Below are 23,242 nucleotides of genomic sequence, written 5' to 3'. Positions count from 1 at the left end.
ATCCAGTCAGAACCTGATGGTAGCCTGCACCACCACACCGATGAGGCGGCACTGTTCGGTGTACAGGGTTTTCGGGTAAGTCGGATTGAGCGGAACCAGGTAACGCTGACCGCTCTCTTCGATCAATTTGCGAAAGGTCGCGTCACTGCTGCCAGGCAAGCAGGCGACCACCAATTTGCCAGGCACCGCCTCGATGGCCGGATCCACCAGGATCGACATGCCCTCGGGAATGCTCAACCCGCTGGGTGCGGTCATCGCATCGCCCACCACTACCAGCCAGAATGCATCGCCCAGGGCGTGGTAGTCCGTCAGCTCGTAGCGCGCCTGGCTGTAGGCGCCAGGATCACCTTCGCGAACCCCGCCAACCTCATGCCATTCACTGACCGGGTAGCGGAAGTACGGGTTGTACTTCTGCGCCAGGGCCATGCCTTCGTCCGTGGAGGTGTCCGGCTCGCGAATCACCATTGCCACCTCCAGAAACTCCAGCCCCAGCTCCCGCAGGACCCGGTTCATGTCTTCGACACTGGGTTGCCGGCGCTTGGTCAGCCAATGGCCGACGCCGCCCTGGGACATTCCCAACCGCTCTGCGAGCACCACTTGCGTGATGCGCAGCTCCTTCATCTTGGCCTTGACCAACTCTATCCATTTATCCATGTGCGGCACGATACGTGGGTGACTGTGACCATTCAAAACACAAATTGTAGTATTTAAATTATCGTCACAATTACGATAAGTACTATTCTGGATTCAGGAGTTCAGCCCCCTACACGGAGATTTCCATCACCATGGATACACCCAGCAAAGACCAGCCCAGCAGCCCTTTCGACGGTACGTTTCCTCCCTTGCAGGATTGTCCGGCGGCCAAACGTGCCCTCGACTACTACCTGAAACCAGGTGTTTCGCAGGCGCCGGCAGAACATCGCTTCTTCGACGTCAACCACAATATCAGCGCAGAAGAAGCCCTCGTTCATGCGTGCGACCTGCTGCGTTGTGCCGCGGCGACCGCCCACGAGTCCGCCAACCAGTTGAATGGTTCGAGCCGTGACCTGGCATTTTCGGTGGTGCACATGATCGATCTGGTCAAGGTGATGCTTGACCGATCCCTGGATGGCTACCCTACCCGCTAGGAGTAACGCTTGGGAATGTCGTCGAGAACGCGAACGACGAGAAAAATTTTCCAATCGATGCGATAAAACCATTTGACTTGCAAATGATAATGATTATTATTGCATCAGCTGGTCGCGAGATCAGTCGATAGACCAGAAGACCTTAGGTCGGACTTCTGGAATATCTCCTCATCAGGCTAATCACGGTTTTTGACCCGGCTTTTTGCCGGGTCTTTTTTTGCCGATTTTTCGGCTTATGGCTTCAGGCTAATGAAGTCTTTTTGGATGCTGCCAATTCGGTGGCGGCGATGATAGCAAATGAATATCCGTTTACAAGAGCCCTCCCGCCACACAGGCGAAATCTATCGCTAACCAGCACTTGAGAATCAATTGCAGACTCTCTAAGCTGGCTCGGCGTCCAGGGAGGACGCCCCCTCGTTTACGTGACTTAAATCGTCTCGATTCGCCTTCCTTGCGTGTAAAGTAACGGCATGAAAATCCTTTCCAGGAATCGTGACCGTGGCTAAATCTTCCTTTGATATCAGTGCCAATTTCGACAGCGGCAACATCGAGGTCGTCGACATCAGCAACCCGTTGCAGTCGTTGCTCAAGATCAGGCCCGACACCCGCAGTGCCCATTTCCAGTGGTTCCACTTCAAGGCCAGCGGCCTGCATGTCGGCCAGGAATATTCCTTCCGCCTGCTCAACGCCAGTCAATCGTCCTATAACAAGGCCTGGACGGGCTACCAGACCGTTGCCTCCTACGACCACGTCAATTGGTTCCGCATTCCGACCCAGTTTGAAGGCGACGCCCTGCGCTTTCATCTGGAGGCCGAACAACCCCACGCCTGGTTCGCCTACTTCGAACCCTACAGCCGCGGTCGTCATGATTGGCTGATCGAACAAGCGCAGCACAAGGCCGGCACCGAGCTATTGGCCGTCGGTAAAAGCGTGGAAGGCCGTGACATTCAACTGCTGCGCAAGGGCAACGGTGCCGAAGGCCGACGCAAAATCTGGATCATCGCCCAGCAGCACCCCGGTGAGCACATGGCCGAATGGTTCATGGAAGGCGTGATCGAACGCCTCCAGCACCATGACGATGCGCAACTGAACCGGTTGCTCGCCAAGGCCGATCTGTACCTGGTACCGAACATGAACCCCGACGGCGCATTCCACGGTCATCTGCGAACCAACGCCATGGGCCAGGATCTCAACCGTGCCTGGCAGAACGCCAGTCCGGAAATCAGCCCCGAGGTTTTTTTCGTACAACAGCAAATGGAAAAGTACGGCGTCGATCTGTTCCTCGACGCTCACGGCGATGAGGAAATCCCCCACGTCTTCACCGCCGGTTGCGAAGGCAACCCAGGCTACACGCCACGCATCGCCAAACTCGAAGAGCGCTTTCGCAGCCATCTCAAGCACCAGACCAAAGACTTCCAGACAGCTCACGGCTACACCCGCGACGAACCGGGCCAGGCCAACATGACCCTGGCCTGTAATGCGGTCGGGCAGAAATATGACTGCCTGTCCCTGACCCTGGAAATGCCGTTCAAGGACCACAACGATCACCCGAACCCGATCACCGGCTGGTCTGGCAAACGCTCGATGCAACTGGGCAAGGATGTGTTGAGCACCATCGAGGCCATGGTCGACGAGTTGCGCTGATCCAATGACCTGATCAACCCTTGTCCAAGGTGCTTCCCTGAGTGGGAACAATGTGGGAGCAAAGCTTGCTCGCGATATAGGCGGTGAGGTCTTTCTGAAACCGAGTCGCCTGTATCGCGAGCAAGCTTTGCTCCCACCATCAACCCTTGCCGCGCAACATGCTGTCCAACACCTCATCCCGACGCACCCACGCGTGAAACAACGCCGCCGCCAGATGCACCAGCACAGTCAGGAACAGCAAGTAAGCCAGGTACCCATGGGCCTTGCGCAGCAGCGCGAACGTCTGGGCGTGCGCTGGCAGGATCGAGGGCAGTTGCAACCAATTGCCGAGCATCACCGGATCCCCCGCCGCCGAAATCATGCCCCAGCCCAGCAGCGGCAGAACCAGCATCAAGGCGTACAGCAACACATGCGAAGCCTTCGCCGCCAACACTTGCCAGCCTGGCAGATCGGCCGGCAGCGGTGGTTGTCGGGTACTGAAGCGCACCACCAGGCGCACGATCACCAACAGCAAAATCGCGATACCCAATGGCTTGTGCAACTGAAGCAGCCATTCATGGCGCTCGGACACCGAGGCGACCATGCCCGCGCCGATAAACAGCATGGCGATGATCATCAATGCCATCAGCCAGTGCAGCAACCGAGCCAGCGGTGCAAAGTGACGAGGGGCGCTCATGGGCGGGACTCCTGGTGGGCGGGCAATTGGTTCACTTCGCTGGTGCGCCGCAGGTAGGAACTGGCATAGGCAGCGGAGCGCGCGACCAGCAGCGGATCGTCGGAACCTTCGATCCCTTGGGGCAAGATCAGCGGGTCATAGTTGATGTCGCGGCATTCGCCGTTGTCCTGCGCCTGGGTACGCTCCAACACCAGCGTGCCGGCATTGAGTACCTTGCGGTCAGCGGGCCAGGCCTTGCTGGCGTCGTTCACCGGATCACCCGGGTTGGCCAAGGTGATGTTCAGTTGCCAGCGCAACGGCCCGGCGGCGAGACGCTTCACCAAGTCTTGCTCGAGGAAGTCGGCCCCCTGGGGTGGCGTCGTATCCGCAGCGTCCTGAGTCATCGGCACCACGCCCCAACGCACCGCCTGGCGTTGCCCGGCGGGGTTGACCAGATAGAACGCGTTGATGCCGTTGTAAGTTTCGCTGGCATAACTGGCCGACGGCTTGGCGGTCTTGATCCATCGCAGGAATGGCGCGGCTTCGGGGTGAGCGGCAAAGAACGCCGGTACGGCCGCAGGGTTCGGTTTTCCTGTGGCGGGGTCCGGCGACTGGGCTTGCTGCAGTTGGTAGAAGGCTTCGGGCGTGCCCACCGGAAACACCGGCATGCTGTTCATGCCGGTGCGCCACTGCTGGCCGTTGGCCTGGGTAAAACGCAGCGCCAGGCTGCGAATCGGCACGCTTGCGTCCGGTGCATAGGGGTTGCCGCTGGGCAAGGCGAAACGCCCGACCACCGGCGTTTGCGGCTGCGAGAACACTTGGGCGCTGGAATAGGCGCTGGCCTCGCCCGTGCTTTGGAAATAGCCCACGACGCAGACACCTTTGGAGTGGTTACGGCGAAAGCCCGGGTGAACGCCGTTGTTTTTTTCCAGGACATTGACCAGCGCCTGCGGTGTCAGGCGCTGTGGGTCGAGGCTGCCATTGACGTAGGCAAACGCCCCGGCCAACGCGGCAACAATCACGGCGATGCCGCTCAGGCGCAATGTCAGGGCGGCGGCACTCAAGGGTGGCCGGCTCGACGAGGATGAAGGATCAACCATGAGAAAGCTCCAGGGCGCGAGGCCATTCGTTGGAAATGGACCCGTCAGACGAAGGACCGTCAGGTTTATTCCCATGCCTCGTATTTATTTTTCCTGCCCTGGAATAATCTCGTTCGTGGGTCGTCTTTCCAGTCCCGGCGCAGTGACTGCCCACAGAAGCCACACCCTATGAACGCACTCGACGAACAGTTGCGCGAACTCATCCCCAGGCTACGGCGTTTTGCCGTGTCGCTGACGCGCAACCCGAGCAATGCCGACGACCTGGTGCAGATGTGCCTGGAACGGGCGTTGTCCAAATGGACCGACAAGCGCCCGGACGGCGACCTGCGGGCCTGGTTGTTTTCGATTCTGTATCGGCAGTTTCTCGACGGCCATCGCCGCTCCCGGCGGTACGCGCGCATGCTGGAGTTTTTCACCGGTCGCGATGACGCCCATCCTTCGGCCGAGCGTAGCGTGATCGCACAATCATCCCTGCAGGCCTTCGATCAGCTCACGACGGAACAACGTGCACTGTTGCTCTGGGTGTCGGTGGAAGGCTTGAGTTACCAGCAAGTCGCCGACATCCTCGGCGTGCCGACCGGCACGGTCATGTCCCGCCTGTCCCGCGCCCGCCAGGCCTTGCGCCAACTCAGCGACGGCGAAATCACCCGCCCTGCCCTGCGGATACTCAAATGATCAACATCCCCCCCAGCGACAGCGACCTGCACGCCTACGTCGATCGCCAACTGAGCGAGGCCGACCAGCGCCTGGTGCAGGCCTACCTGGCCAACCAACCTGAAGTCGCCGCCCGGGTCCGAGCCTGGCAACAGGACGCGCAGCACCTGCGCACGGCCCTGAGTGGAACCTTGCAGCAGCCGCCCAACCCGGACCTCGACCCGGCGATGATTCGCCAGCACCTGAAACATCGCTCCCGCCGCCACCTGGCCAGCGCCGCGATGTTGTTGCTGGCCGTCAGCGTGGGAGGCTTCGGTGGCTGGCAAGCGCGGCAAATGACCCTGCTCAGCGCCGCAGCCCCCATGGCCGATGCCCTGCAGGCGTACCGGTTGATTGCCCAGCAGGGTATCCTGCCAGCCGATTACCAGACGGGCGACGAGCGGAGCATGCAAGGCTGGCTCGACCGCTACTTCACCCAGGCCGACCGACTGCCCGACCTGTCGGGCGCGGGCTTCAAGCCGGTCAGCGGGCGCTTGCTCAGCACCGAGCAAGGGGCGGCGGCCATGGTGGTTTACCAGGACCAAAGCGGTCAGAAGATCAGCTTCTACGTGCGCCCACCGGGCCCGAAAAACTTCCTGCTCCCTCGTGGCAGCCGCCGTGACGGCGAGCTGCAAGCCGAGTACTGGTCCGGCCCGGGCTACAACTATGCGATGGTCATACCCAGCGATATGCCGGCAGCGCAGCGACTCAAGCAAACCCTGAATTTCTGATCCCCGCCGCCGCCCCTGTGGGAGCGAGCCTGCTCGCGATAGCGATGTGTCAGCCGGCACATTACTGACTGGACCACCGCTATCGCGAGCAGGCTCGCTCCCACAAGGGTTCTGCGATAGTTCAGAGGAGTCGGTTCACCCCTGCCCAAACACCTGCGAAGGCCTGCGCAGCAATGGGTCGAACGGGTTGATCCGCGGCCCGATCAAGGCCGCCTCACGCTTGAGCATGTCCACCACCGTCGGCAGGCGATCAGGCCCCAGGCGATCGCTCACCGTCGCCACGCTCAAGGCGGCCACGGCCCGGCCGTCACGGTCCAGGATCGGCACGGCCACCCCGGCCATGCCTTGCAATACACCGGTGTTGCGCCCGGCGTAGCCCAGCGTGCGCACGTTCTCCACTTCCGAACGCAGGAAGACTTCATCGTACAAATGGAAATCCTTGAGCCGCGGCAGGTTGTATTGAATCACCGTGTCGCGCTCTTCTTCCGGCAGGAACGCCAGGATCGCCAGGCTGCCCTGCCCCACGCCCAACGCCACGCGCCCCCCAATGTCGCCGGTGAACGTGCGGATCGGAAACGGCCCTTCGCTACGGTCCAGGCAGATGGCATCGAAGCCGCTGCGGGCGAGCAAAAATAGCGAGTCTCCCAAGGAAGCCGACAACCGCAGCATGGCCGGGCGCACCAGTTCGCGCAGGTTGCCGGTGTTACCGGCGCGGGCGGCCAGGGCGAAGAACTCCAGGCTCAGGCGATAGCGCTTGCTGCGAGCGTCCTGCTCGACCATGCCCTCGTCCATCAGGCTGCGCAACAAGCGATGGGTGGTGGGTTGGGACAAACCGATGCGCTGGGCCAATTGCGTCACCCGCTCGCCGCCCTCGACGGTGTCACCCAGGCTGCGCAACACGGCAAACAGTCTGGAGACCGCGCCGACACCCACCTCGCCTTTTTCATTATTCCGTTCAGTGGAATTAAACATGCTATTTCTCATTATTAAATTTACTCACTGAATGAAATTGAAAATAGTCTTCGCTTCAGTGAAATAGTCCATTGAGCCCATCCTATTCTTCGTCCTACTCTGCGTCCATACAGGGGCGATTCGAACAACAGCGGCAGCCGACTCAAGGTCGAGCGCCAACGCACCCCAGCAGCACCTTTTCGTATCTGCCCATACAAAAAAGCGCGCCCTTGCGGCGACGCATAACAATCCCAGGTGGAGCGCAGCTATGGCTTTTGTGCAACTTGAAGGACTTGGCAAACGTTACGGCGACATCGACGCCGTGGTCGCCACCAACCTGTCGGTGGAAAAAGGCGAGTTTGTCTCGCTACTGGGGCCTTCGGGCTGCGGCAAGACCACCACCCTGCAAATGATCGCCGGCTTCGTCGAAGTCAGCAGCGGGCGCATCCTGCTGGACGGCCGCGACATCACCCATGCCAAGCCCGCCAGCCGTGGCCTGGGGGTGGTATTCCAGAGCTACGCGCTATTCCCCCACATGACCGTCAGGGACAACGTCGCTTTCGGCCTGCGCATGCGCAAGGTCGCCAATGCCGAGCTGCAACAACGCGTGGATCGAGTGTTGAAGCTGGTGCGCCTGGACCAACACGCCGAACGCTACCCACGGGAACTCTCGGGCGGCCAGCGTCAACGCGTGGCGCTGGCTCGAGCCTTGGTGATCGAGCCGCCGGTGCTGTTGCTCGACGAACCGCTGTCCAACCTCGACGCCAACTTGCGCGAAGAGATGCAGTACGAAATCCGCCGCATCCAGCGCGAAGTCGGAATCACTACCCTGATGGTGACCCATGATCAGTCCGAAGCCCTGTCGATCAGCGACCGGGTCGTGGTGATGCAGGCCGGGCGTATCACCCAGATCGACGCGCCGTACACCCTTTACGAGCACCCACGTACCGAATTCATTTCCGGCTTCGTCGGCAAGGCCAACCTGCTGCCCGGCCTGCGCGATGGCGCGGGCGTCGTTCAAGTCTGCAACCGGAGCGACGCTGACCTGACCCTGAGCCTGCGCCCGGAAAAAATCGATCTGCTTGCCTCGGGCTCGGGCCGCCTGCAAGGCACCCTCGTCAGCCGCTTCTTTCTCGGCAGCCAATGGCTGTACGGCGTCACCACCAGCCTGGGTGAACTCTGCGTGGTACGCCGCAACGACGGCTCCGCGCCCTTGGTCGAAGGCACGGCGGTGGGCCTGGACTGGGATCCGGCGCTGCTGCGGGTGCTGAGCACGGACGAGGTGCCGGCATGAAGCTGATCGATGCGATGCGCCGTGGCCGGCAAGGTTACCTGATGTCCGCGCCGGCCCTGGCCTTGTACATGGGCCTGCTGGTCATTCCCTTGGGCTTGACGCTCGTCCTGTCATTCAACGTCTTCGACTACAGTTCGGGCATCAACAACGACGCCTTTACCTTCGACCACTACACCAGCCTGCTGGGGGACCCGTACTTCTACGAGATATTCCTGCGCACGTTCTGGATCAGCGCCCTGACCACGCTCTTGTGCGTGCTGATCGGTGTGCCCGAGGCGTACATCCTCAGCCGCATGGGCGCACCGTGGCGTTCGATTTTCCTGATCCTGATTCTCACGCCGCTGCTGATTTCAGTGGTGGTGCGAGCCTTCGGCTGGAGCCTGCTGCTCGGCGCCGACGGCCTGGTCAACCAGGCTCTGCAAGCCTTCGGTGGCGCACCGATGAAGCTGCTCTATACCCCGTTCGCCGTGGTCATCGCCCTGGTCCACGTGATGTTGCCGTTCATGATCATTCCAGTCTGGACCTCGTTGCAGAAACTCGACCCGGCCGCCGAACAGGCCGCGCTGTCGCTGGGGGCCAGCCAGTTCACGGTGATCCGCAAGGTCGTGCTGCCACAGATCATGCCCGGCGTGCTCTCCGGCACGCTGATCGTGTTCGGCCTCGCCGCCAGTTCCTTCGCCATCCCCGGTCTGCTCGGCGGACGGCGCTTGAAGATGGTCGCCACGTTGATCTACGACCAGTACCTGTCAGAACTGAACTGGCCCATGGGTGCGGCCATTGCTGTCGCCCTGCTGTTGCTCAACCTGCTGATCATGCTGTCGTGGAACCGGATGATCGAAGGCCGCTACAAGAAGTCATTGGGGTAACGGGTCATGTCCAGAAACGGTCCTTTCGCACTGCTGTTCCACGCCCTGGTGGTGATCTTCATGCTCGCGCCGCTGGTGGTGGTCTGCCTCGTCGCCTTCACCCCGGAAAACACCTTGAGCCTGCCGACCACCGAGTTCTCCCTGCGCTGGTTTCGCGCCGTGTTCGAGCGCGCGGACTTTGTCGACGCGTTCTACAACAGCCTGATCCTGGCGTTCTGCGCGGCCTCGCTGGCGACCTTGATTGCAGTGCCGGCGGCCCTGGCGATCACCCGGCTCGAGTTCCCGGGCCGGGATTTCTTCAATGGCCTGTTCCTGTCGCCGATCATCATTCCGCACCTGGTATTGGGGGTGGCGTTACTGCGTTTGTTTGCGCTGATGGGCGTGAACGGCAGCTTTGCCTGGCTGATCTTCGCCCATGTGCTGGTGATCACGCCGTACGTGCTGCGCCTGGTGCTGGCCTCGGCCATCGGCCTGGACCGCAGCGCCGAGCAGGCCGCGCAATCGTTGGGGGCTGGGCGCTTCACGCTGTTCCGGCAAATCACCCTGCCGATGATCCTGCCGGGGGTGGCCGGAGGCTGGTTGCTGGCGTTCATCAACAGCTTCGATGAAGTCACGCTGTCGATCTTCGTCACCTCGCCGGCCACGCAAACCCTGCCGGTACGCATGTACGTATACGCCACCGAATCCATCGACCCGATGATGGCGGCGGTGTCGGCGCTGGTCATCGGGCTCACCGCGCTGACCATGATTCTGCTCGACCGGGTCTATGGCCTGGATCGAGTCCTGGTAGGCAAACAATGAGGGTGTCATGGCACTGCTGAAACGACTGGCCGAAGGCGACCGCCCGGCCCTGGACTTTACCCTCGACGGCCAGCCCGCCACCGGCCTTCTGGGGGACACCCTGTTGACCGCCGTGCTGACCTGCAGCGAGCACCTGCGCGGCAGTGACTTCAGCGCCGAACCCCGGGCCGGTTTCTGCCTGATGGGTGCCTGCCAGGACTGCTGGGTGCGCCTGGGTGATGGCCGCCGCGTACGCGCCTGCTCGACCCTGCTCGAAGCCGGGCAGCACATCATCCGCGAACCGGGGCGCCAGGTATGAACAATGTAGCCAAATATGCCCCCATCGCGAGCAGGCTCGCTCCCACAGGGGACTTGTGCCGTCCACAAAATCCACGTCCACCGCAAATCCGATGTGGGAGCGAGCTTGCTCGCGATGGCGTCTTTAAAGATGTCGCCAATCTCACTGCATCGCCAACGAGGTGGTCATGAAACCCGTCGCCATCATCGGCGCCGGCCCGGCCGGTATCCGTGCCGCACAGACCCTGGTCGCCCACGGCATATACCCCGTCCTGCTGGACGAAGCCACTCGCGGTGGCGGGCAGATCTATCGGCGCCAACCGGCCAACTTCAAGCGCCCGCCAGCCAAGCTCTATGGCTTTGAAGCGTCCAAGGCCAACGCCATCCACCAGACCCTCGACGCGTTGCGTGAACAGCTCGATTACCGTCCCGACACCCTGGTGTGGAACGCCGAGGCCGGCCTGCTCGATACCTTGCATGAAGGTCGCACCGCGCGCCTCGAGTACGCCAGCGTGATCGTCGCCACCGGCGCCACCGACCGGATCCTGCCTGTACCGGGGTGGACCCTGCCCGGGGTGTACAGCCTGGGCGCGGCGCAGATCGCCCTGAAGTTCCAGGGTTGCGCCATTGGTGAACGGGTGGTGTTCGCCGGCAGCGGTCCGTTGTTGTATCTGGTGGCCTATCAATACGCCCGGGCCGGCGCCAAGGTGGTCGCGGTCCTCGACAGTTCGCCCTTTAGCGCCCAGGTTCGTGCCCTGCCCGGCTTGCTGGCACAACCGGTCACCCTCGCCAAGGGCCTCTACTACCGCGCCTGGCTAACCGCCCGCGGCATCGCCGTGCATCAAGGCGCGAGCCTGGCGCGTCTCGATGGAGAACGCCGGGTGCAGTCGCTGCAATGGCACGACGCAAGCGGCGAACACACCCTCGACTGTGACGCGGTGGCGTTCGCCCATGGCTTGCGCAGCGAAACCCAACTGGCCGACCTGTTGGGTTGCGAGTTTGCCTGGAATGCCCTCAACCGCGCCTGGCTGCCACGACGGGACCACGCCGGGCGTAGCAGCGTGCCGGGGATTTACCTGGCCGGTGACGGTGCCGCAATCATGGGCGCGGACGCAGCTGAAATGGCCGGTGAACGGGCGGCCCTGGCCTTGCTCGAAGACAGCGGCTACTCCACCGACCCACAACGTTGCACGCAACTGGAACAAGCCCTTGAACGCATCGGTCGGTTCCGGGAAGGCCTGGAGCGCGCGTTTGCCTTTCCTGAACGCTGGGCCGCCGATGCGGCCGATAACCTGATGATTTGCCGCTGCGAAGAAGTCCGCGCGGGTGACATCCGCCGGGTGGTGGGCGAAGGCCATTGGGAGATCAATCGGGTCAAGGCGCATTGCCGGGTCGGCATGGGTCGTTGCCAGGGCCGGATGTGCGGTGCCGCGGCAGCGGAAATCATTGCGCGCGAAAGTGGCCTCCCCCTCTCCGACATCGGCCGCTTGCGGGCCCAGGCGCCGGTCAAGCCAGTGCCGTTCGGCCTGGAGGTCGAGCCATGATCGAAGTGGATGTGGTGATCATTGGCGGTGGCATTGTCGGCGCCTCGGCCGCGTTGTTCCTGAGCAAGGCCGGCCGCCGGGTAGCGCTGCTGGAGCGCGACTTCTGTGGCTCGCACTCCAGTGGCGTGAACTACGGCGGTGTGCGACGCCAGGGCCGGCCATTGTCGCAACTGCCCTTGTCGCAACGGGCCCATGAAATCTGGAGCCAGTTGCCCCAGTTGATCGGCATCGACGGTGAGTACCAGCGCAGCGGTCATCTCAAACTGGCCCGCAGTGCCGATGATCTGCAAGCGTTGCGCGACTACGCCGCCAGCAGCCAGGGCTTTGGCCTGGATTTGCAGTTGCTCGATCAAGAAGAACTGCGGGCTCGCTTTCCGTGGGTCGGTGCTGTCGCGGTCGGGGCATCGCTGTGCCCGGATGACGGCCATGCCAATCCGCGCCTGGTCTCACCAGCGTTTGCCCAGGCCGCTCGCCGACATGGCGCGCAAGTCCACGAACAATGCACCGTCAGTAACGTTGTGCACGACGGCCAGCGCTTTGCCGTAAACACCGCGACAGGTCTGACCTTCCACGCGCCCTGGCTGCTGAACTGCGCCGGAGCCTGGGCCAGCCAGTTCGCCGCGCAGTTCGGCGAAGCGGTGCCCATGCATGCAGGGCACCCGGCGATGCTGGTCACCGAGCCCTTGCCCTTGGTCATGGACGCCAGCACTGGCGTCGAGGGGGGCGGTATCTATGCCCGCCAGGTCGCGCGTGGCAACTGTGTGCTGGGGGGCGGCCAAGGTTTTGCGTTGGACGCTGCTCGCGCCCGTCCCGGCCAGAACGCAGTGATCGAGATCCTGCGCCAGGCTGTCGAGCTCTATCCATTCCTGGAGGGCGCCCAGGCGATTCGTACCTGGAGCGGCACCGAAGGTTACCTGCCCGATCGCCAGCCGGTGATCGGCCACAGCAGCACCCAGTCTGGTCTGTTGCACGCGTTCGGCTTTGCCGGCGCGGGTTTCCAGATCGGCCCGGCGGTGGGCCAGGCGCTCACCGAGATCATCTGCAGCGGGGCTTCGAGCACGCCGCTGGATGCGTTTTCCATCACCCGGTTCCACTCCATCTCCGTTGCTTGATAGAGGAAGGTCGCGCCAATGAATAACGTCAAACGCAGTGCACTGTTCGGTTTCTGCTCGCTGGGCTCCGCTTGCCTGGGCGCCCTGCTCCCGGTCACCCAGGCGTTGGCCGAGCCGACGCTTTACCTGGGCATGAACGGTGGAACCATGGAGCGGCTTTATGCCGACAAGGTCTTGCCTGCTTTCGAAAAAGCCAACAACGTCAAAGTGGTCATCGTACCGGGCACCTCAGCCGATATCCTGGCGAAGGTGCAGGCCAGTAAAGGCAACCCGCAGATGCACGTGATGTTCCTGGATGACGGCATCATGTATCGCGCCATCGCCATGGGGCTGTGCGACAAACTCGAGGACAGCCCGACCCTGGCGCAGATCCCGGCCAAGGGGCGCATCAAGGATCAGGCCGTGGCTGTCAGCCTCGGGGTGACGGGGCTGGCCTACAACACGCGGCTGTTCAAGGAAAAAGGCTGGAATACGCCCACCTCATGGATGGACCTGGCCGATCCACGTTTCAAGGATAAAGTGGTGTTCCAGTCGATGGCCTCCTCCACATTCGGCCTGCACGGTTTCCTGATGTTCAATCGGATCCAGGGCGGCAGCGAAACCGACGTCGAGCCGGGCTTCAAGGCCTGGCCAAACACGGTGGGGCGCAACGTGCTGGAGTACATCCCCAGCTCGGCGAAGATATCCGAAATGCTGCAGACCGACGAAGCCGCCCTGTTTCCGCTGACGCCGACCCAGGTGACCGCGTTGAAACTCAAGGGCATGCCGGTCGAATACGCCCAGCCGAAGGAAGGCGCCGTGGTACTCAACGTCGCCGAATGCGCCATCGCCCAGAACACCCAGCCGGAACTGGCGCAAAAGCTTGCCGCGTTCCTGCTGACACCTGAAGCCCAGGCCATTGCCCTGGAAGAAGGCGACCAGATCCCCTCCAATCCCAATACCCCGACCACCGACAAGACCCGCGGCCAGGTGGAGGCGATGAAGCAATACCTGGAAACGGCGATTGCCGTGGATTGGGACCAGGTCAACGAACAACGCCCGGCCTGGAACGCGCGGTGGAACCGCAGTATCGAGCGCTAGGGCGATCGATTGTGGCCAAGGGAGCAACACTGTTGCTCCCACAGATAAATCCCCTCGCCACAGGGTTTTGTGTTGGGCTGATTATTGGTTAACTGTCTGGCTTCGGACCTTGCGCCCGCCCCTTGATCAACAGCGAACCCCGCCATGCACACCCTCGCCCAACTGCGCGCCGGCCAGCTCTCAGGCATCACCCGACTGGACCTGGCCTGCGGCTTGACAGAGTTTCCCCGGGAAATCTTCGACCTGGCCGACTCCCTCGAAATACTCAACCTCAGCGGCAATCAGTTGGACACGCTGCCCGACGACCTGCATCGGCTGACCCACCTGCGCGTGCTGTTCTGTTCGGATAACCGCTTCACAGAACTGCCCGAATGCCTGGGCCGTTGCAGCGCGTTGACCATGGTCGGTTTCAAGGCCAACCGTATCGAGCGCGTCACTGGCGCCGCCCTGCCACCGCTGCTGCGCTGGCTGATCCTGACCGACAACCGCGTCAGCCAATTACCCGATGAACTGGGCCAACGCCCACACCTGCAAAAACTGATGCTGGCCGGCAACCGTCTGCAGCAATTGCCTGCAAGCCTGGGCCAGTGTCATCACCTCGAACTGCTGCGCATCGCCGCTAACCAATTGACCGAACTGCCGCAATGGTTGCTGCAACTGCCAAGCCTCAGTTGGTTGGCCTACGCCGGCAATCCGCTGGAAGCCCAAGCCGAAGCGGCCGCCCTGGCTGCCACGACGCCCATCGACTGGGCGCAGTTGCGCTTGCAACAACAATTGGGCGAAGGCGCATCGGGAGTGATTCACCAGGCGCTCTGGCAGCCGCCCGGCCAAATTGCCCGAAACGTTGCAGTGAAGCTGTACAAAGGCCAGATGACCAGCGACGGCTCGCCCCTGCATGAGATGCATGCCTGCATCACTGCCGGTCGACACCCGAACCTGATTGACGTGCTGGGCCAGGTTGACGGGCATCCCGAGCAACAGGCCGGACTGGTGATGGCGCTGATCGCGCCCAACTACCGTAATCTCGCCGGGCTGCCGAGCCTGGCATCATGTACCCGCGACGTGTATGCCGACGAGCTGCGCCTCAGCGCCCCAACAGCCTTGCGCATCGCCCACGGCATCGCCTCGGTGGCCGCGCACTTGCACCGCCAGGGCATCACCCATGGGGATCTGTACGGGCACAACATCCTGTACAACGACCAAGGCGATTGCCTGCTGGGAGACTTTGGCGCGGCGTCTTTCCACGCCACCACGGACAACGAGCAAACCCGCGCACTGCAACGCATCGAGGTACGAGCCTTCGGGATTCTGCTGGGGGAATTGCTGACGCGGATCGAGCCGGGGCTGAGTGCTGTGGACCTGGCAGCGCTGCAGGATCTGCAGGCGCGCTGCTGTCAGCCGGATGTGCTGGTGCGGCCAGAGTTCGATGAGATTGAAAGGTTGCTGAGCGAGTTCAAACACATCGACTAAACCAGCCCCCCAAACTAACAGGCACGCCGCCTATTGTGGTGAGGGGATTTATCTGTGGGAGCAAGGCTTGCCCGCGATGCGGACACCTCGATTTCTCAGAGACCGCGTCGTCTTCATCGCGGGCAAGCCTTGCTCCCACAGAGTGAACCGCACCCAGGGATAAATTCCCTCGCCACAGGGGGTGTAGTGCTTAACCGGCCAACCCGACAAACATGTCCTGCACGTCGTCATGGTTATCGAGGCCTTCGAGGAAAGCTTCGACTTCAGCCATCTGCTCATCGGTCAGGCCGCTGACCGGGTTTTTCGGCTGGTAGCCCAGTTTGGCCGACAACACGGTGAAGCCCTGCTCCGGCAACGCCTTCTGTACGGCATCGAGGTCGGCAGGGTCGGTGAGAAACAAGGTCGCGCCTTCTTCGCCAGGCTCGAAATCCTGGGCACCGGCCTCGATGGCGGCCATTTCCGGATCGGCGTCCGGGCTGTCCGGTGCGGCTTCAATCATGCCGACATGGTTGAAGTCCCACGCCACCGAACCCGAGGCGCCCAGTTGGCCCTTGCGGAACGCGACGCGAATTTCGGCAACGGTACGGTTGATGTTATCGGTCACGCATTCAACGATCAGCGGCACCTGGTGCGGCGCGAACCCTTCATAGGTCACGCGGTGGTACTGCACGGTCTCACCGAGCTGACCAGAACCTTTCTTGATCGCACGCTCCAGGGTCTCGCGGGGCATCGAGGCCTTCTTCGCTTGTTCGACCACCAGGCGCAAGTGCGCGTTGGTAGCGGTATCAGCGCCGTTGCGCGCGGCAATGGTGATTTCCTTCACCAGTTTGCCGAAGATCTTGCCCTTGGCGTTGGCAGCCGCTTCTTTGTGTTTAACCTTCCACTGTGCGCCCATTACTCACTCTCTTGTCTGACGCGCCGAGACATCTGCCGGCCGGCGCTGTGGCGCAAGTTTATACGGCCTAAACCGGCTGATCGACCAAAAATTCACCCTGCTGGATCGACATTTTCACAGCGTGTTGTAGGGCTTTTCTGAAACAGCGACTCACACGCACCGTTCTCCGTCACGGTTTCGTACCCTCTGCGCCTCTCTCCCAGCCAGTAGGAGCTGCGATGCGCAACGACACGGAAAGTCCCTTCAGCCTGACACTCACGCAAAGCGACTTGCAATTGCAAGTATTGCGGTTCAATGGCCGCGAAGCCCTCAACCAGCCGTACCGCTTCGACCTCGAACTGATCGGCCTGGCCCCGCCGATAAACCCCGACCTGCTATTGGGGCATCCGGCCTTCCTGCGCCTGGACGGCGAATCGGGGGTCCATGGGATTGTCCACAGCGTCAGCCTGAACGCCCAGGCGCCGCAGCTCATTGTCTATCGCCTGACACTGGTTCCCTACCTCCAGCAACTGGAACAAGGCCCGCGGCGCCGGGTTTTCCATCAGCTCAGCGTGGTGCAGGTGCTGCAACGCCTGCTGGAAGAACACCCGCTACCCACCGACAGTTACCGTTTCGAACTGCCCCATGGGCAGTATCCGTGTCGCCCGTTTTGCATCCAGTACGACGAAAGCGACCTGACCTTCCTGCAACGACTGTGCGAGGAGGAAGGCATCCATTACCACTTCGAACACGCCCCCCATGGCCATGTCCTGGTGTTTGCCGAAGACCCGAAGAGCTTCCCCGCACGCGCCATCGAGCTGCCCCTGCGCCCGAGTGACAACCTGCTGCCGGCCATCAAGCGCCTGTATTTGCGTCACCACTCGCGGATGCCTGGCCTACCCGTCGGCTTCAGCGACCGGGCCATGCCTGAAGCCGGGGCCACGGCGGCGAATCACCTCCTTGAACAGATCGATCACGAAGCCATGCGCGGCGACCCGGCCTTGGCTCACCGTTACCAGGCCGGGCGCCGCCACCTTGAACGGCTGCGCTGTCGGCAGCGGGAAATCCATGGCCACAGTACCCAACCTGCCCTGCACGGCGGCGACATCGTACAGATCTGCGAACACCCGGTTGCCACCTTCAACGATCAATGGCTGATCACCGAGGTCCAGCATCGCGGGCGGCAGTTTTCGATCCTGGAGCCGGACTTGCCCGCCACACCGTCGGCCCGTGACTACCGCAACCGGTTCACCGCCATTCCATGGTCCACCGTATTCAGGCCGGCCCTCAAGCATCCCAAGCCCTGTATCCCCGGGTACCACCTGGCACACGTACTCGGCCGCACCGGCCAGCCAGCCAGGCCCGATGAACGCGGCCAGGTGAGTGTCAGCCTATGGGCGCCGGACCAGGAAGGCATCACGCTACCCGTATCGCGACTGACGCTGGGTGACAGCCCCAGCCTGATGGCCGGCAGCGAAGTGCTGGTGAGTTTTCTCGATGGCGACCCCGACCGCCCGGTGCTGTGCCCGGGGGCTATCGATACCGGTGCCGGACAAACCGCCGCGCCACCGAAACCGCCCCGTGGCAATCATGATGCCGGGCTGCTGTTGGACTGGCTGCTGAACCCGCCGGACTTCACTCCCTGACTCATCTCTGTGGCTTCATCCCGGCAAAACTGATCTGGCTCATGCAAACCCAGCGAAACGGGCTTACAGTAAACAGACAACGCCGCTCTAGACGGCGCTCTACCCTGATTGTTGGAGATACCCGCAATGCCCTGGAAAAACTCAGAAAGCCGCTACAGTACCGTCACGGTGACCTTGCATTGGTTGATGCTGGTTCTGCTGGCGGTGGTCTATGCCTGCATCGAGTTCCGGGGGATTTTCCCCAAGGGCAGCGGCGGCCGGACCCTGATCAAGGAAGCGCATTTCATGCTCGGCCTGACCGTGTTCGTACTGGTCTGGCTGCGCCTGTTCGCCCGCAGCATGGGTAAGGCACCGGCGATTTTCCCGGCCTCGCCTGCGTGGCAAACCTTCCTCGCGCGCCTGATGCACTGGGCGCTGTACCTGTTCATGATCGCCATGCCGCTGCTGGGCTGGCTGATCACCAGCGCCGAAGGGCATCAGGTGATGTTCTACGGTTTCGATTTGCCCTTGCTCGTCGATCAGGACAAGGATTTCGCCAAGCAACTGGAAAGCTGGCATGTGCTGGGCGGCACCATCGGCTATTGGTTGATTGGCCTGCATGCCTTGGCGGGGCTGTATCACCACTATGTGGTACGCGACAACACGCTGTTGCGGATGATGCCCAAACGCGGCTGATCGCTGTTATTCGAACCCTCGGCGGCCTTGCAAGCCGCCGGTGTGGACGAAGATCAAGCGGGTGCCTGGGGCAAACCCTCCGGCCTCGACCCGCGCTTTAAGCAACAGCAAGGCTTTGCCGGTGTACAACGGCTCCAGCTCGATGGCCGCCGTGGTTTCGATGAAATCGGTGAGTTCACCATCGACCCGGGCGAAACCGCCACGGCTGCCGTCGAACAGTTCATAAAGCGCACTGCAAAGGCCCGCTTCCCCCAGGATGCTTTCGACTTGCTGCGCCACGCCATGGTCCTGGGGCACCGCCAGTACGCCATAGACCGGGCGCTGCCCGGCTTCGGCCAACACCAGCCCGGCCAGTGACGTTCCGGTGCCGCAGGCCAGCCACCAGCCGTGATAATCCGCCCATCCCAACGTCGCCAATTGTTCACGGACGCTGGCCGCCCAAGCCATGCAACCTTGTGCACCAGGTAATCCTGAGCCGCCTTCGGGCACCGGATGCAAATGTGGATAGCGGATCTGCCACGACTCCCAGAAATCCGCCGCGTGCCGCTCTCGGTATCCGCCATAACCCAGCCAGTGCAGGTCCATGCCAAAGGCTTTCAGGTCGCGCACCGTCGGCGTGTCCTGGGGGTGCCCACGCAAGAGCCCCGCCGTGGGAAAGCCGAAACGCTTGCCCGCCGCCGCCAGTGCATGCAAATGATTGGAATAGGCCCCACCCAGGCTCATGATCCCCTTGGCACCGACCTCATGGGCGGTGCGCAAATGATTGACCAGCTTGAACCACTTGTTGCCGCTGATCAGCGGGTCGATCCGGTCCAGGCGCAACACTGCCACTTCAACACCGGCACGGGCGAGCCAGTCCAGATGAAGGGGTTCAAGTCGGGGTTGGGGATGCCAGTCGAGGGCGGGAAGCAGCATGGTGGCAGGTCGAGGAGAAAGATGCCCGGCATCTTAACAGCTTGGTCGCGGAGATCCTGGCACTACAAAAACCTGTGGGAGCGGGCTTGCTCGCGAAGGCGTCGGCACATCCAACATCATCGCAAACTGACCCGCCGCTTTCGCGAGCAAGCCCGCTCCCACCTGGCATCGGCGGCGACCTTGGCTTCTCTATTTGCAAGCAAGGTCGCGCCCACAGTTTTGTGCCTTACAACTGCGCCGCCAACCGCGAACCCTGGTTGATCGCCCGCTTGGCGTCCAGCTCCGCCGCCACGTCGGCACCGCCGATGAGGTGAACGGTCTGCCCCGCGGCTTCCAGTCCTTCCTGCAATTCACGCAGCGGATCCTGGCCGGCGCAGATCACGATGTTGTCCACGGCCAGCACTTGTGGCTCGCCGGTTTCGCCGATGCGAATGTGCAGGCCGTCGTCGTCGATCTTCAGGTACTCGACGCTGTTGAGCATCTGCACCTGCTTGTTCTTCAGGCCCGTGCGGTGAATCCAGCCAGTGGTCTTGCCCAGGCCGTCACCGACCTTGGAAGTCTTGCGTTGCAGCAGGAACACCTGGCGCGCCGGTGCGTGTGGCTGGGCCTTGATCCCGGCCACGCCGCCGCGGGCTTCGAGCCGGGTGTCGATCCCCCACTCCTTCCAGAACGCCTCACGGTCCTGGCTGGTGGCAACGCCCTGATGCACCAGGAATTCCGACACGTCGAAGCCAATACCGCCGGCACCGATCACCGCGACGCGGCGGCCCACTGGCTTGCGCTCCAGGATCACGTCCAGATAACTCAACACCTTGGCATGCTCCACCCCGGGAATCGCCGGCACGCGCGGCGCGATGCCCGTGGCGAGGATGATCTCGTCGTAACCGCCGGCCACCAACTGCGCCACATCCACCCGGGTGCCGAGGCACAACTCGACATGGCTGGTCTGCAATTTGCGCTTGAAATAGCGCAGGGTTTCAAAGAACTCCTCCTTGCCTGGCACGCGCTTGGCGATGTTGAACTGACCACCGATTTCGCTGGCCGAATCGAACAGTGTCACCTGATGCCCACGCTCGGCCGCCACCGTGGCGGCGGACAACCCGGCCGGGCCGGCACCGACCACGGCGATTTTCTTCACCTGGGTCGCCGGCAAGTAGTTGAGTTCGGTTTCGTGGCAAGCCCGTGGGTTGACCAGGCAACTGGTGAGCTTGCCGCCAAAGGTGTGGTCCAGGCACGCCTGGTTGCAGCCGATGCAGGTGTTGATTTCATCGCTGCGCCCTGCGGCCGCCTTATTGACGAACTCCGGGTCGGCCAGGAAAGGCCGCGCCATGGAGACCATGTCGGCATCGCCTTCGGCCAGGATCTGCTCGGCCACTTCCGGAGTGTTGATGCGGTTGGTGGTGATCAGCGGAATGCTCACCGAACCGCGCAGCTTGGCCGTGACCTTGCTGAACGCCGCCCGTGGAACCTTGGTGGCGATAGTGGGAATTCGCGCTTCGTGCCAACCGATACCGGTGTTGATAATCGTCGCGCCGGCCTGCTCGATGGCCTTGGCCAACTGGACGATTTCGTCCCAGGTGCTGCCACCTTCCACCAGATCGAGCATCGACAGACGAAAGATGATGATGAAATTCGGGCCTACCGCCTCGCGTACCCGACGCACGATTTCCACCGGCAGGCGCATGCGGTTTTCATAGCTGCCGCCCCAGCGGTCGGTACGGTGGTTGGTGTGGGCCGCCAGGAACTGGTTAATGAAATAACCTTCCGAGCCCATGATCTCGACGCCGTCGTATTCGGCCTTCTGGGCCAGGACCGAGCAGGTGACGAAATCGCTGATCTGCTTCTCGATCCCCTCTTCGTCCAGCTCCTTGGGCTTGAATGGGTTGATCGGCGCCTGGATCGCGCTCGGTGCCACTTGCTTGGGGCTGTAGGCATAGCGCCCGGCATGGAGAATCTGCATGCAGATCTTGCCACCAGCCTCGTGTACGGCCCGGGTAACGATCTGGTGCTTGAGCGCCTCTTCTTCAGTGGTCAGCTTGGCCGCGCCGGAGTAAACACCGCCCTCGTCGTTCGGCCCGATCCCACCGGTGACCATCAGGCCCACACCGCCCCGGGCGCGCTCGGCGAAATACGCCGCCATGCGTTCGAAGCCGCCCGGCTTCTCTTCCAGGCCGGTGTGCATCGAGCCCATCAGGGTACGGTTGCGCAACGTAGTGAAACCCAGGTCCAGCGGGGCCAGCAGGTGCGGGTAATGAGAGGCGGTCATCGGTAACTCCACAACGGGCGATCACGGAAAAAAGCGCAGGCTCTGCGGCTTGCGTCTGTCATGGCCCACAGCGTAAGAGGCAGAGTTCGGGCGCTCAATGACCGTAACTGACAACTTAATGATCCAAATGTGCAGGACGCCGCTCAGTCGTGCGTGACTCTCAGCCGGATACGCCAGTCCTATCAACGCAGGTCCAGGTGCTCAAACCAATAATAACGTTAACAACACGGTTGTCCTTGCATGCATCCCCAACGAAAAATGCTGCACAACGAGTTGCACGCCCGCCCGTCGTTGTATTTCGACGAACCGGCCCATGTCTTCCACCTGGCGTTTCTGGGTGACACCGCCCAGTGCAACGCACTGCTCGAGCGACTGTGCCCTGATACCGTCGCCGCGCAGGCCGCACAGGGCATCACCCGCCTGGAAGGACATCCGCTGAAGTGGGAACGCCACGCCGAGTTCTTCACGCTGACCCTGGTCGTGCCGGCCAGCAGCAATGAGTTGCAATGGACGACGCTGCCCGAAAGCCTTGCCCGAGGTATCGAAGGTCACGCCCAGCACCTCATCAATGCCGTTCAGGTGGTGGTGCGCGCAGAAGCCGGTCTCGACCTGCCCAGCTACGGTTTCAAGGACCCTTGCGGCTCATGCGTGGGCGGTGGCGATGCGGTGGTCTGGAGCGATTTTCGCCTGACCGAGGACGGCACCAATCGCCTGCTGTTCATCAACCGACGGCTCAATGCGTATCGCCAGGGCCGCATGATCCGGCGCCTGCTGGAAATCGAGACCTATCGCATGATGGCGTCCTTGTCGCTCAGTACCGCCAAGGCACTGGACCCGCAACTGAACGAATTCGATCGCACCCTGGTGAGCCTGTCCGAACGCAACGCCAATGCCAGCGGCGTGCATGCCAAGGCGCTGTTGGAGGACATCGCCCTGCTGTCTCGCCAGGTGGTCAGCAGCACGGTCAGGAATCGCCACCGCTTCAGCGCGACCCGCGCCTACGCACAACTGGTGTTCGAGCGCCTGGGGGAGTTGCGTGAAAGTCACCTGGGGGATTGTCAGCGGCTGGGGGTCTTCATCGAACGGCGTTTCAAACCCACGGTGCGCTATTGCGCTGCCACCGAACAGCGCCTCGAACAACTGGCCATGAGCGTCGCCAACCTGGGCGACTTGCTGCAAGCACGCGTACAGGTCGAAATGGAGGACCAGAACGCCGAGATCCTGCGCAGCCTCAATGCGCGTGCCGATGCACAGATCAAGATCCAGCGCGCGGTGGAAGGCCTGTCGATCATTGCCATCACCTACTACCTGATCAACCTGTTCAAGTTGGTCTATAGCGGGCTGCATACCTTGGGCGCAAACCTCTCGGCCCGCGAAGCCTTGCTGGGCATGACACCGCCAGTGCTGTTGATCATGCTGCTGATTCTGATCAGGATCAGGAAGGCGAAAAGTCATTAGCGCGCCTTGCCAGCGCGGATGGCGTCCAATAGCTCCATGGACGCCGTTGCGCTTGCTTGCCGTG

General features: G+C 62.2%; 22 protein-coding genes. 15 read left to right on the top strand and 7 right to left on the bottom strand.

The features are described from left to right. Positions 1–6: 6 nt before the first annotated feature. Positions 7–654: a LexA family transcriptional regulator gene (locus PSH86_RS10245; RefSeq protein WP_109751666.1), complete on the bottom strand. Its 648-nt coding sequence runs from the start codon at positions 652–654 to the stop codon at positions 7–9. 131 nt (positions 655–785) lie between these two features. Here PSH86_RS10245 and PSH86_RS10240 point away from each other — a divergent pair, with 131 nt between their 5' ends. Further along, positions 786–1,127: a DUF3077 domain-containing protein gene (locus tag PSH86_RS10240; protein ID WP_176688239.1), complete on the top strand. Its 342-nt coding sequence runs from the start codon at positions 786–788 to the stop codon at positions 1,125–1,127. Between the two features lie 492 nt (positions 1,128–1,619). Then, on the top strand, positions 1,620–2,771 hold the full coding sequence (locus PSH86_RS10235) for a M14-type cytosolic carboxypeptidase (RefSeq protein WP_109751664.1): 1,152 nt from the start codon (positions 1,620–1,622) through the stop codon (positions 2,769–2,771). Positions 2,772–2,910: 139 nt separating this feature from the next. Here PSH86_RS10235 and PSH86_RS10230 read toward each other — a convergent pair whose 3' ends face one another. Both PSH86_RS10230 and PSH86_RS10225 read right to left on the bottom strand, forming a co-directional pair. Then, on the bottom strand, positions 2,911–3,447 hold the full coding sequence (locus tag PSH86_RS10230) for a cytochrome b (protein ID WP_109751663.1): 537 nt from the start codon (positions 3,445–3,447) through the stop codon (positions 2,911–2,913). Next, positions 3,444–4,526, bottom strand: a complete 1,083-nt coding sequence (locus PSH86_RS10225) for a catalase family peroxidase (RefSeq protein ID WP_305489517.1) — start codon at positions 4,524–4,526, stop codon at positions 3,444–3,446. The genes PSH86_RS10230 and PSH86_RS10225 overlap by 4 nt, the downstream gene beginning before the upstream one ends. A 168-nt stretch (positions 4,527–4,694) precedes the next feature. On the opposite strand from PSH86_RS10225, the gene PSH86_RS10220 reads away from it, so the two are divergent. Then, complete coding sequence (locus PSH86_RS10220; protein ID WP_109751661.1) at positions 4,695–5,201, top strand: sigma-70 family RNA polymerase sigma factor; 507 nt, start codon at positions 4,695–4,697, stop codon at positions 5,199–5,201. Beyond that, on the top strand, positions 5,198–5,950 hold the full coding sequence (locus PSH86_RS10215) for an anti-sigma factor (RefSeq protein ID WP_109751660.1): 753 nt from the start codon (positions 5,198–5,200) through the stop codon (positions 5,948–5,950). Before PSH86_RS10220 ends, PSH86_RS10215 begins: the two co-directional genes overlap by 4 nt. Before the next feature lie 135 nt (positions 5,951–6,085). Here the strand turns inward: PSH86_RS10215 and PSH86_RS10210 are convergent, their stop codons facing one another. Continuing rightward, positions 6,086–6,922, bottom strand: coding sequence for an IclR family transcriptional regulator (locus tag PSH86_RS10210; protein WP_163854580.1), 837 nt, complete (start codon positions 6,920–6,922; stop codon positions 6,086–6,088). Positions 6,923–7,169: 247 nt separating this feature from the next. Here PSH86_RS10210 and PSH86_RS10205 point away from each other — a divergent pair, with 247 nt between their 5' ends. From PSH86_RS10205 to PSH86_RS10170, 8 genes are all read left to right on the top strand, one after another. Further along, positions 7,170–8,195: an ABC transporter ATP-binding protein gene (locus PSH86_RS10205; RefSeq protein WP_163854582.1), complete on the top strand. Its 1,026-nt coding sequence runs from the start codon at positions 7,170–7,172 to the stop codon at positions 8,193–8,195. After that, positions 8,192–9,061 (top strand): ABC transporter permease, encoded by an 870-nt coding sequence (locus PSH86_RS10200; RefSeq protein ID WP_305489514.1) that lies wholly within the window; start codon positions 8,192–8,194, stop codon positions 9,059–9,061. The genes PSH86_RS10205 and PSH86_RS10200 overlap by 4 nt, the downstream gene beginning before the upstream one ends. A gap of 6 nt (positions 9,062–9,067) precedes the next feature. After that, a complete protein-coding gene (locus PSH86_RS10195; protein ID WP_116831908.1) occupies positions 9,068–9,862 on the top strand; it encodes an ABC transporter permease in 795 nt (264 codons plus the stop codon). 7 nt (positions 9,863–9,869) lie between these two features. Then, the gene (locus tag PSH86_RS10190; RefSeq protein ID WP_109751655.1) at positions 9,870–10,160 is read left to right on the top strand and encodes a (2Fe-2S)-binding protein; all 291 of its coding nucleotides are present in this window, start codon (positions 9,870–9,872) and stop codon (positions 10,158–10,160) included. A gap of 166 nt (positions 10,161–10,326) precedes the next feature. Continuing rightward, on the top strand, positions 10,327–11,682 hold the full coding sequence (locus PSH86_RS10185; RefSeq protein WP_212802166.1) for an NAD(P)/FAD-dependent oxidoreductase: 1,356 nt from the start codon (positions 10,327–10,329) through the stop codon (positions 11,680–11,682). Further along, positions 11,679–12,794: an FAD-binding oxidoreductase gene (locus PSH86_RS10180; RefSeq protein ID WP_305489511.1), complete on the top strand. Its 1,116-nt coding sequence runs from the start codon at positions 11,679–11,681 to the stop codon at positions 12,792–12,794. The genes PSH86_RS10185 and PSH86_RS10180 overlap by 4 nt, the downstream gene beginning before the upstream one ends. An 18-nt stretch (positions 12,795–12,812) precedes the next feature. Further along, the gene (locus PSH86_RS10175) at positions 12,813–13,874 is read left to right on the top strand and encodes an ABC transporter substrate-binding protein (RefSeq protein ID WP_116831905.1); all 1,062 of its coding nucleotides are present in this window, start codon (positions 12,813–12,815) and stop codon (positions 13,872–13,874) included. A 144-nt stretch (positions 13,875–14,018) separates the two neighbouring features. After that, on the top strand, positions 14,019–15,344 hold the full coding sequence (locus tag PSH86_RS10170; protein ID WP_305489509.1) for a leucine-rich repeat-containing protein kinase family protein: 1,326 nt from the start codon (positions 14,019–14,021) through the stop codon (positions 15,342–15,344). A gap of 190 nt (positions 15,345–15,534) precedes the next feature. Here the strand turns inward: PSH86_RS10170 and PSH86_RS10165 are convergent, their stop codons facing one another. Continuing rightward, complete coding sequence (locus tag PSH86_RS10165) at positions 15,535–16,239, bottom strand: YebC/PmpR family DNA-binding transcriptional regulator (protein WP_003199952.1); 705 nt, start codon at positions 16,237–16,239, stop codon at positions 15,535–15,537. Positions 16,240–16,457: 218 nt separating this feature from the next. Between PSH86_RS10165 and PSH86_RS10160 the strand changes: the two genes are divergently transcribed. After that, positions 16,458–17,864, top strand: coding sequence for a type VI secretion system Vgr family protein (locus PSH86_RS10160; RefSeq protein WP_232200260.1), 1,407 nt, complete (start codon positions 16,458–16,460; stop codon positions 17,862–17,864). 126 nt (positions 17,865–17,990) lie between these two features. Further along, positions 17,991–18,539: a cytochrome b gene (locus tag PSH86_RS10155; RefSeq protein ID WP_109751649.1), complete on the top strand. Its 549-nt coding sequence runs from the start codon at positions 17,991–17,993 to the stop codon at positions 18,537–18,539. A gap of 6 nt (positions 18,540–18,545) precedes the next feature. On the opposite strand, the gene PSH86_RS10150 is transcribed toward PSH86_RS10155, so the two are convergent. Beyond that, entirely contained in the window at positions 18,546–19,454 is a 909-nt protein-coding gene (locus PSH86_RS10150) for a 1-aminocyclopropane-1-carboxylate deaminase/D-cysteine desulfhydrase (protein WP_305489507.1), read from the bottom strand. A gap of 226 nt (positions 19,455–19,680) precedes the next feature. Further along, entirely contained in the window at positions 19,681–21,720 is a 2,040-nt protein-coding gene (locus PSH86_RS10145; RefSeq protein WP_305489506.1) for an FAD-dependent oxidoreductase, read from the bottom strand. Between the two features lie 240 nt (positions 21,721–21,960). On the opposite strand from PSH86_RS10145, the gene PSH86_RS10140 reads away from it, so the two are divergent. Continuing rightward, positions 21,961–23,178 (top strand): DUF3422 domain-containing protein, encoded by a 1,218-nt coding sequence (locus PSH86_RS10140; RefSeq protein ID WP_109751646.1) that lies wholly within the window; start codon positions 21,961–21,963, stop codon positions 23,176–23,178. Positions 23,179–23,242 lie beyond the last annotated feature (64 nt).

Source organism: Pseudomonas sp. FP2300 (assembly GCF_030687595.1).
Classification (GTDB): domain Bacteria; phylum Pseudomonadota; class Gammaproteobacteria; order Pseudomonadales; family Pseudomonadaceae; genus Aquipseudomonas; species Aquipseudomonas bijieensis.
The sequence above is the reverse complement of the archived record's forward strand: the minus strand, read 5'-3'. Positions and strand labels throughout refer to the sequence as shown.

Coding starts and splice junctions, on each gene's coding strand:
- PSH86_RS10160 (WP_232200260.1), top strand. CDS start 16,458: ATGCGCAACGACACGGAAAGTCCCTTCAGCCTGACACTCACGCAAAGC.
- PSH86_RS10150 (WP_305489507.1), bottom strand. CDS start 19,454: ATGCTGCTTCCCGCCCTCGACTGGCATCCCCAACCCCGACTTGAACCC.
- PSH86_RS10230 (WP_109751663.1), bottom strand. CDS start 3,447: ATGAGCGCCCCTCGTCACTTTGCACCGCTGGCTCGGTTGCTGCACTGG.
- PSH86_RS10180 (WP_305489511.1), top strand. CDS start 11,679: ATGATCGAAGTGGATGTGGTGATCATTGGCGGTGGCATTGTCGGCGCC.
- PSH86_RS10165 (WP_003199952.1), bottom strand. CDS start 16,239: ATGGGCGCACAGTGGAAGGTTAAACACAAAGAAGCGGCTGCCAACGCC.
- PSH86_RS10215 (WP_109751660.1), top strand. CDS start 5,198: ATGATCAACATCCCCCCCAGCGACAGCGACCTGCACGCCTACGTCGAT.
- PSH86_RS10175 (WP_116831905.1), top strand. CDS start 12,813: ATGAATAACGTCAAACGCAGTGCACTGTTCGGTTTCTGCTCGCTGGGC.
- PSH86_RS10205 (WP_163854582.1), top strand. CDS start 7,170: ATGGCTTTTGTGCAACTTGAAGGACTTGGCAAACGTTACGGCGACATC.
- PSH86_RS10140 (WP_109751646.1), top strand. CDS start 21,961: ATGCATCCCCAACGAAAAATGCTGCACAACGAGTTGCACGCCCGCCCG.
- PSH86_RS10190 (WP_109751655.1), top strand. CDS start 9,870: ATGGCACTGCTGAAACGACTGGCCGAAGGCGACCGCCCGGCCCTGGAC.
- PSH86_RS10225 (WP_305489517.1), bottom strand. CDS start 4,526: ATGGTTGATCCTTCATCCTCGTCGAGCCGGCCACCCTTGAGTGCCGCC.
- PSH86_RS10200 (WP_305489514.1), top strand. CDS start 8,192: ATGAAGCTGATCGATGCGATGCGCCGTGGCCGGCAAGGTTACCTGATG.
- PSH86_RS10245 (WP_109751666.1), bottom strand. CDS start 654: ATGGATAAATGGATAGAGTTGGTCAAGGCCAAGATGAAGGAGCTGCGC.
- PSH86_RS10210 (WP_163854580.1), bottom strand. CDS start 6,922: ATGTTTAATTCCACTGAACGGAATAATGAAAAAGGCGAGGTGGGTGTC.
- PSH86_RS10240 (WP_176688239.1), top strand. CDS start 786: ATGGATACACCCAGCAAAGACCAGCCCAGCAGCCCTTTCGACGGTACG.
- PSH86_RS10195 (WP_116831908.1), top strand. CDS start 9,068: ATGTCCAGAAACGGTCCTTTCGCACTGCTGTTCCACGCCCTGGTGGTG.
- PSH86_RS10185 (WP_212802166.1), top strand. CDS start 10,327: ATGAAACCCGTCGCCATCATCGGCGCCGGCCCGGCCGGTATCCGTGCC.
- PSH86_RS10220 (WP_109751661.1), top strand. CDS start 4,695: ATGAACGCACTCGACGAACAGTTGCGCGAACTCATCCCCAGGCTACGG.
- PSH86_RS10145 (WP_305489506.1), bottom strand. CDS start 21,720: ATGACCGCCTCTCATTACCCGCACCTGCTGGCCCCGCTGGACCTGGGT.
- PSH86_RS10155 (WP_109751649.1), top strand. CDS start 17,991: ATGCCCTGGAAAAACTCAGAAAGCCGCTACAGTACCGTCACGGTGACC.
- PSH86_RS10170 (WP_305489509.1), top strand. CDS start 14,019: ATGCACACCCTCGCCCAACTGCGCGCCGGCCAGCTCTCAGGCATCACC.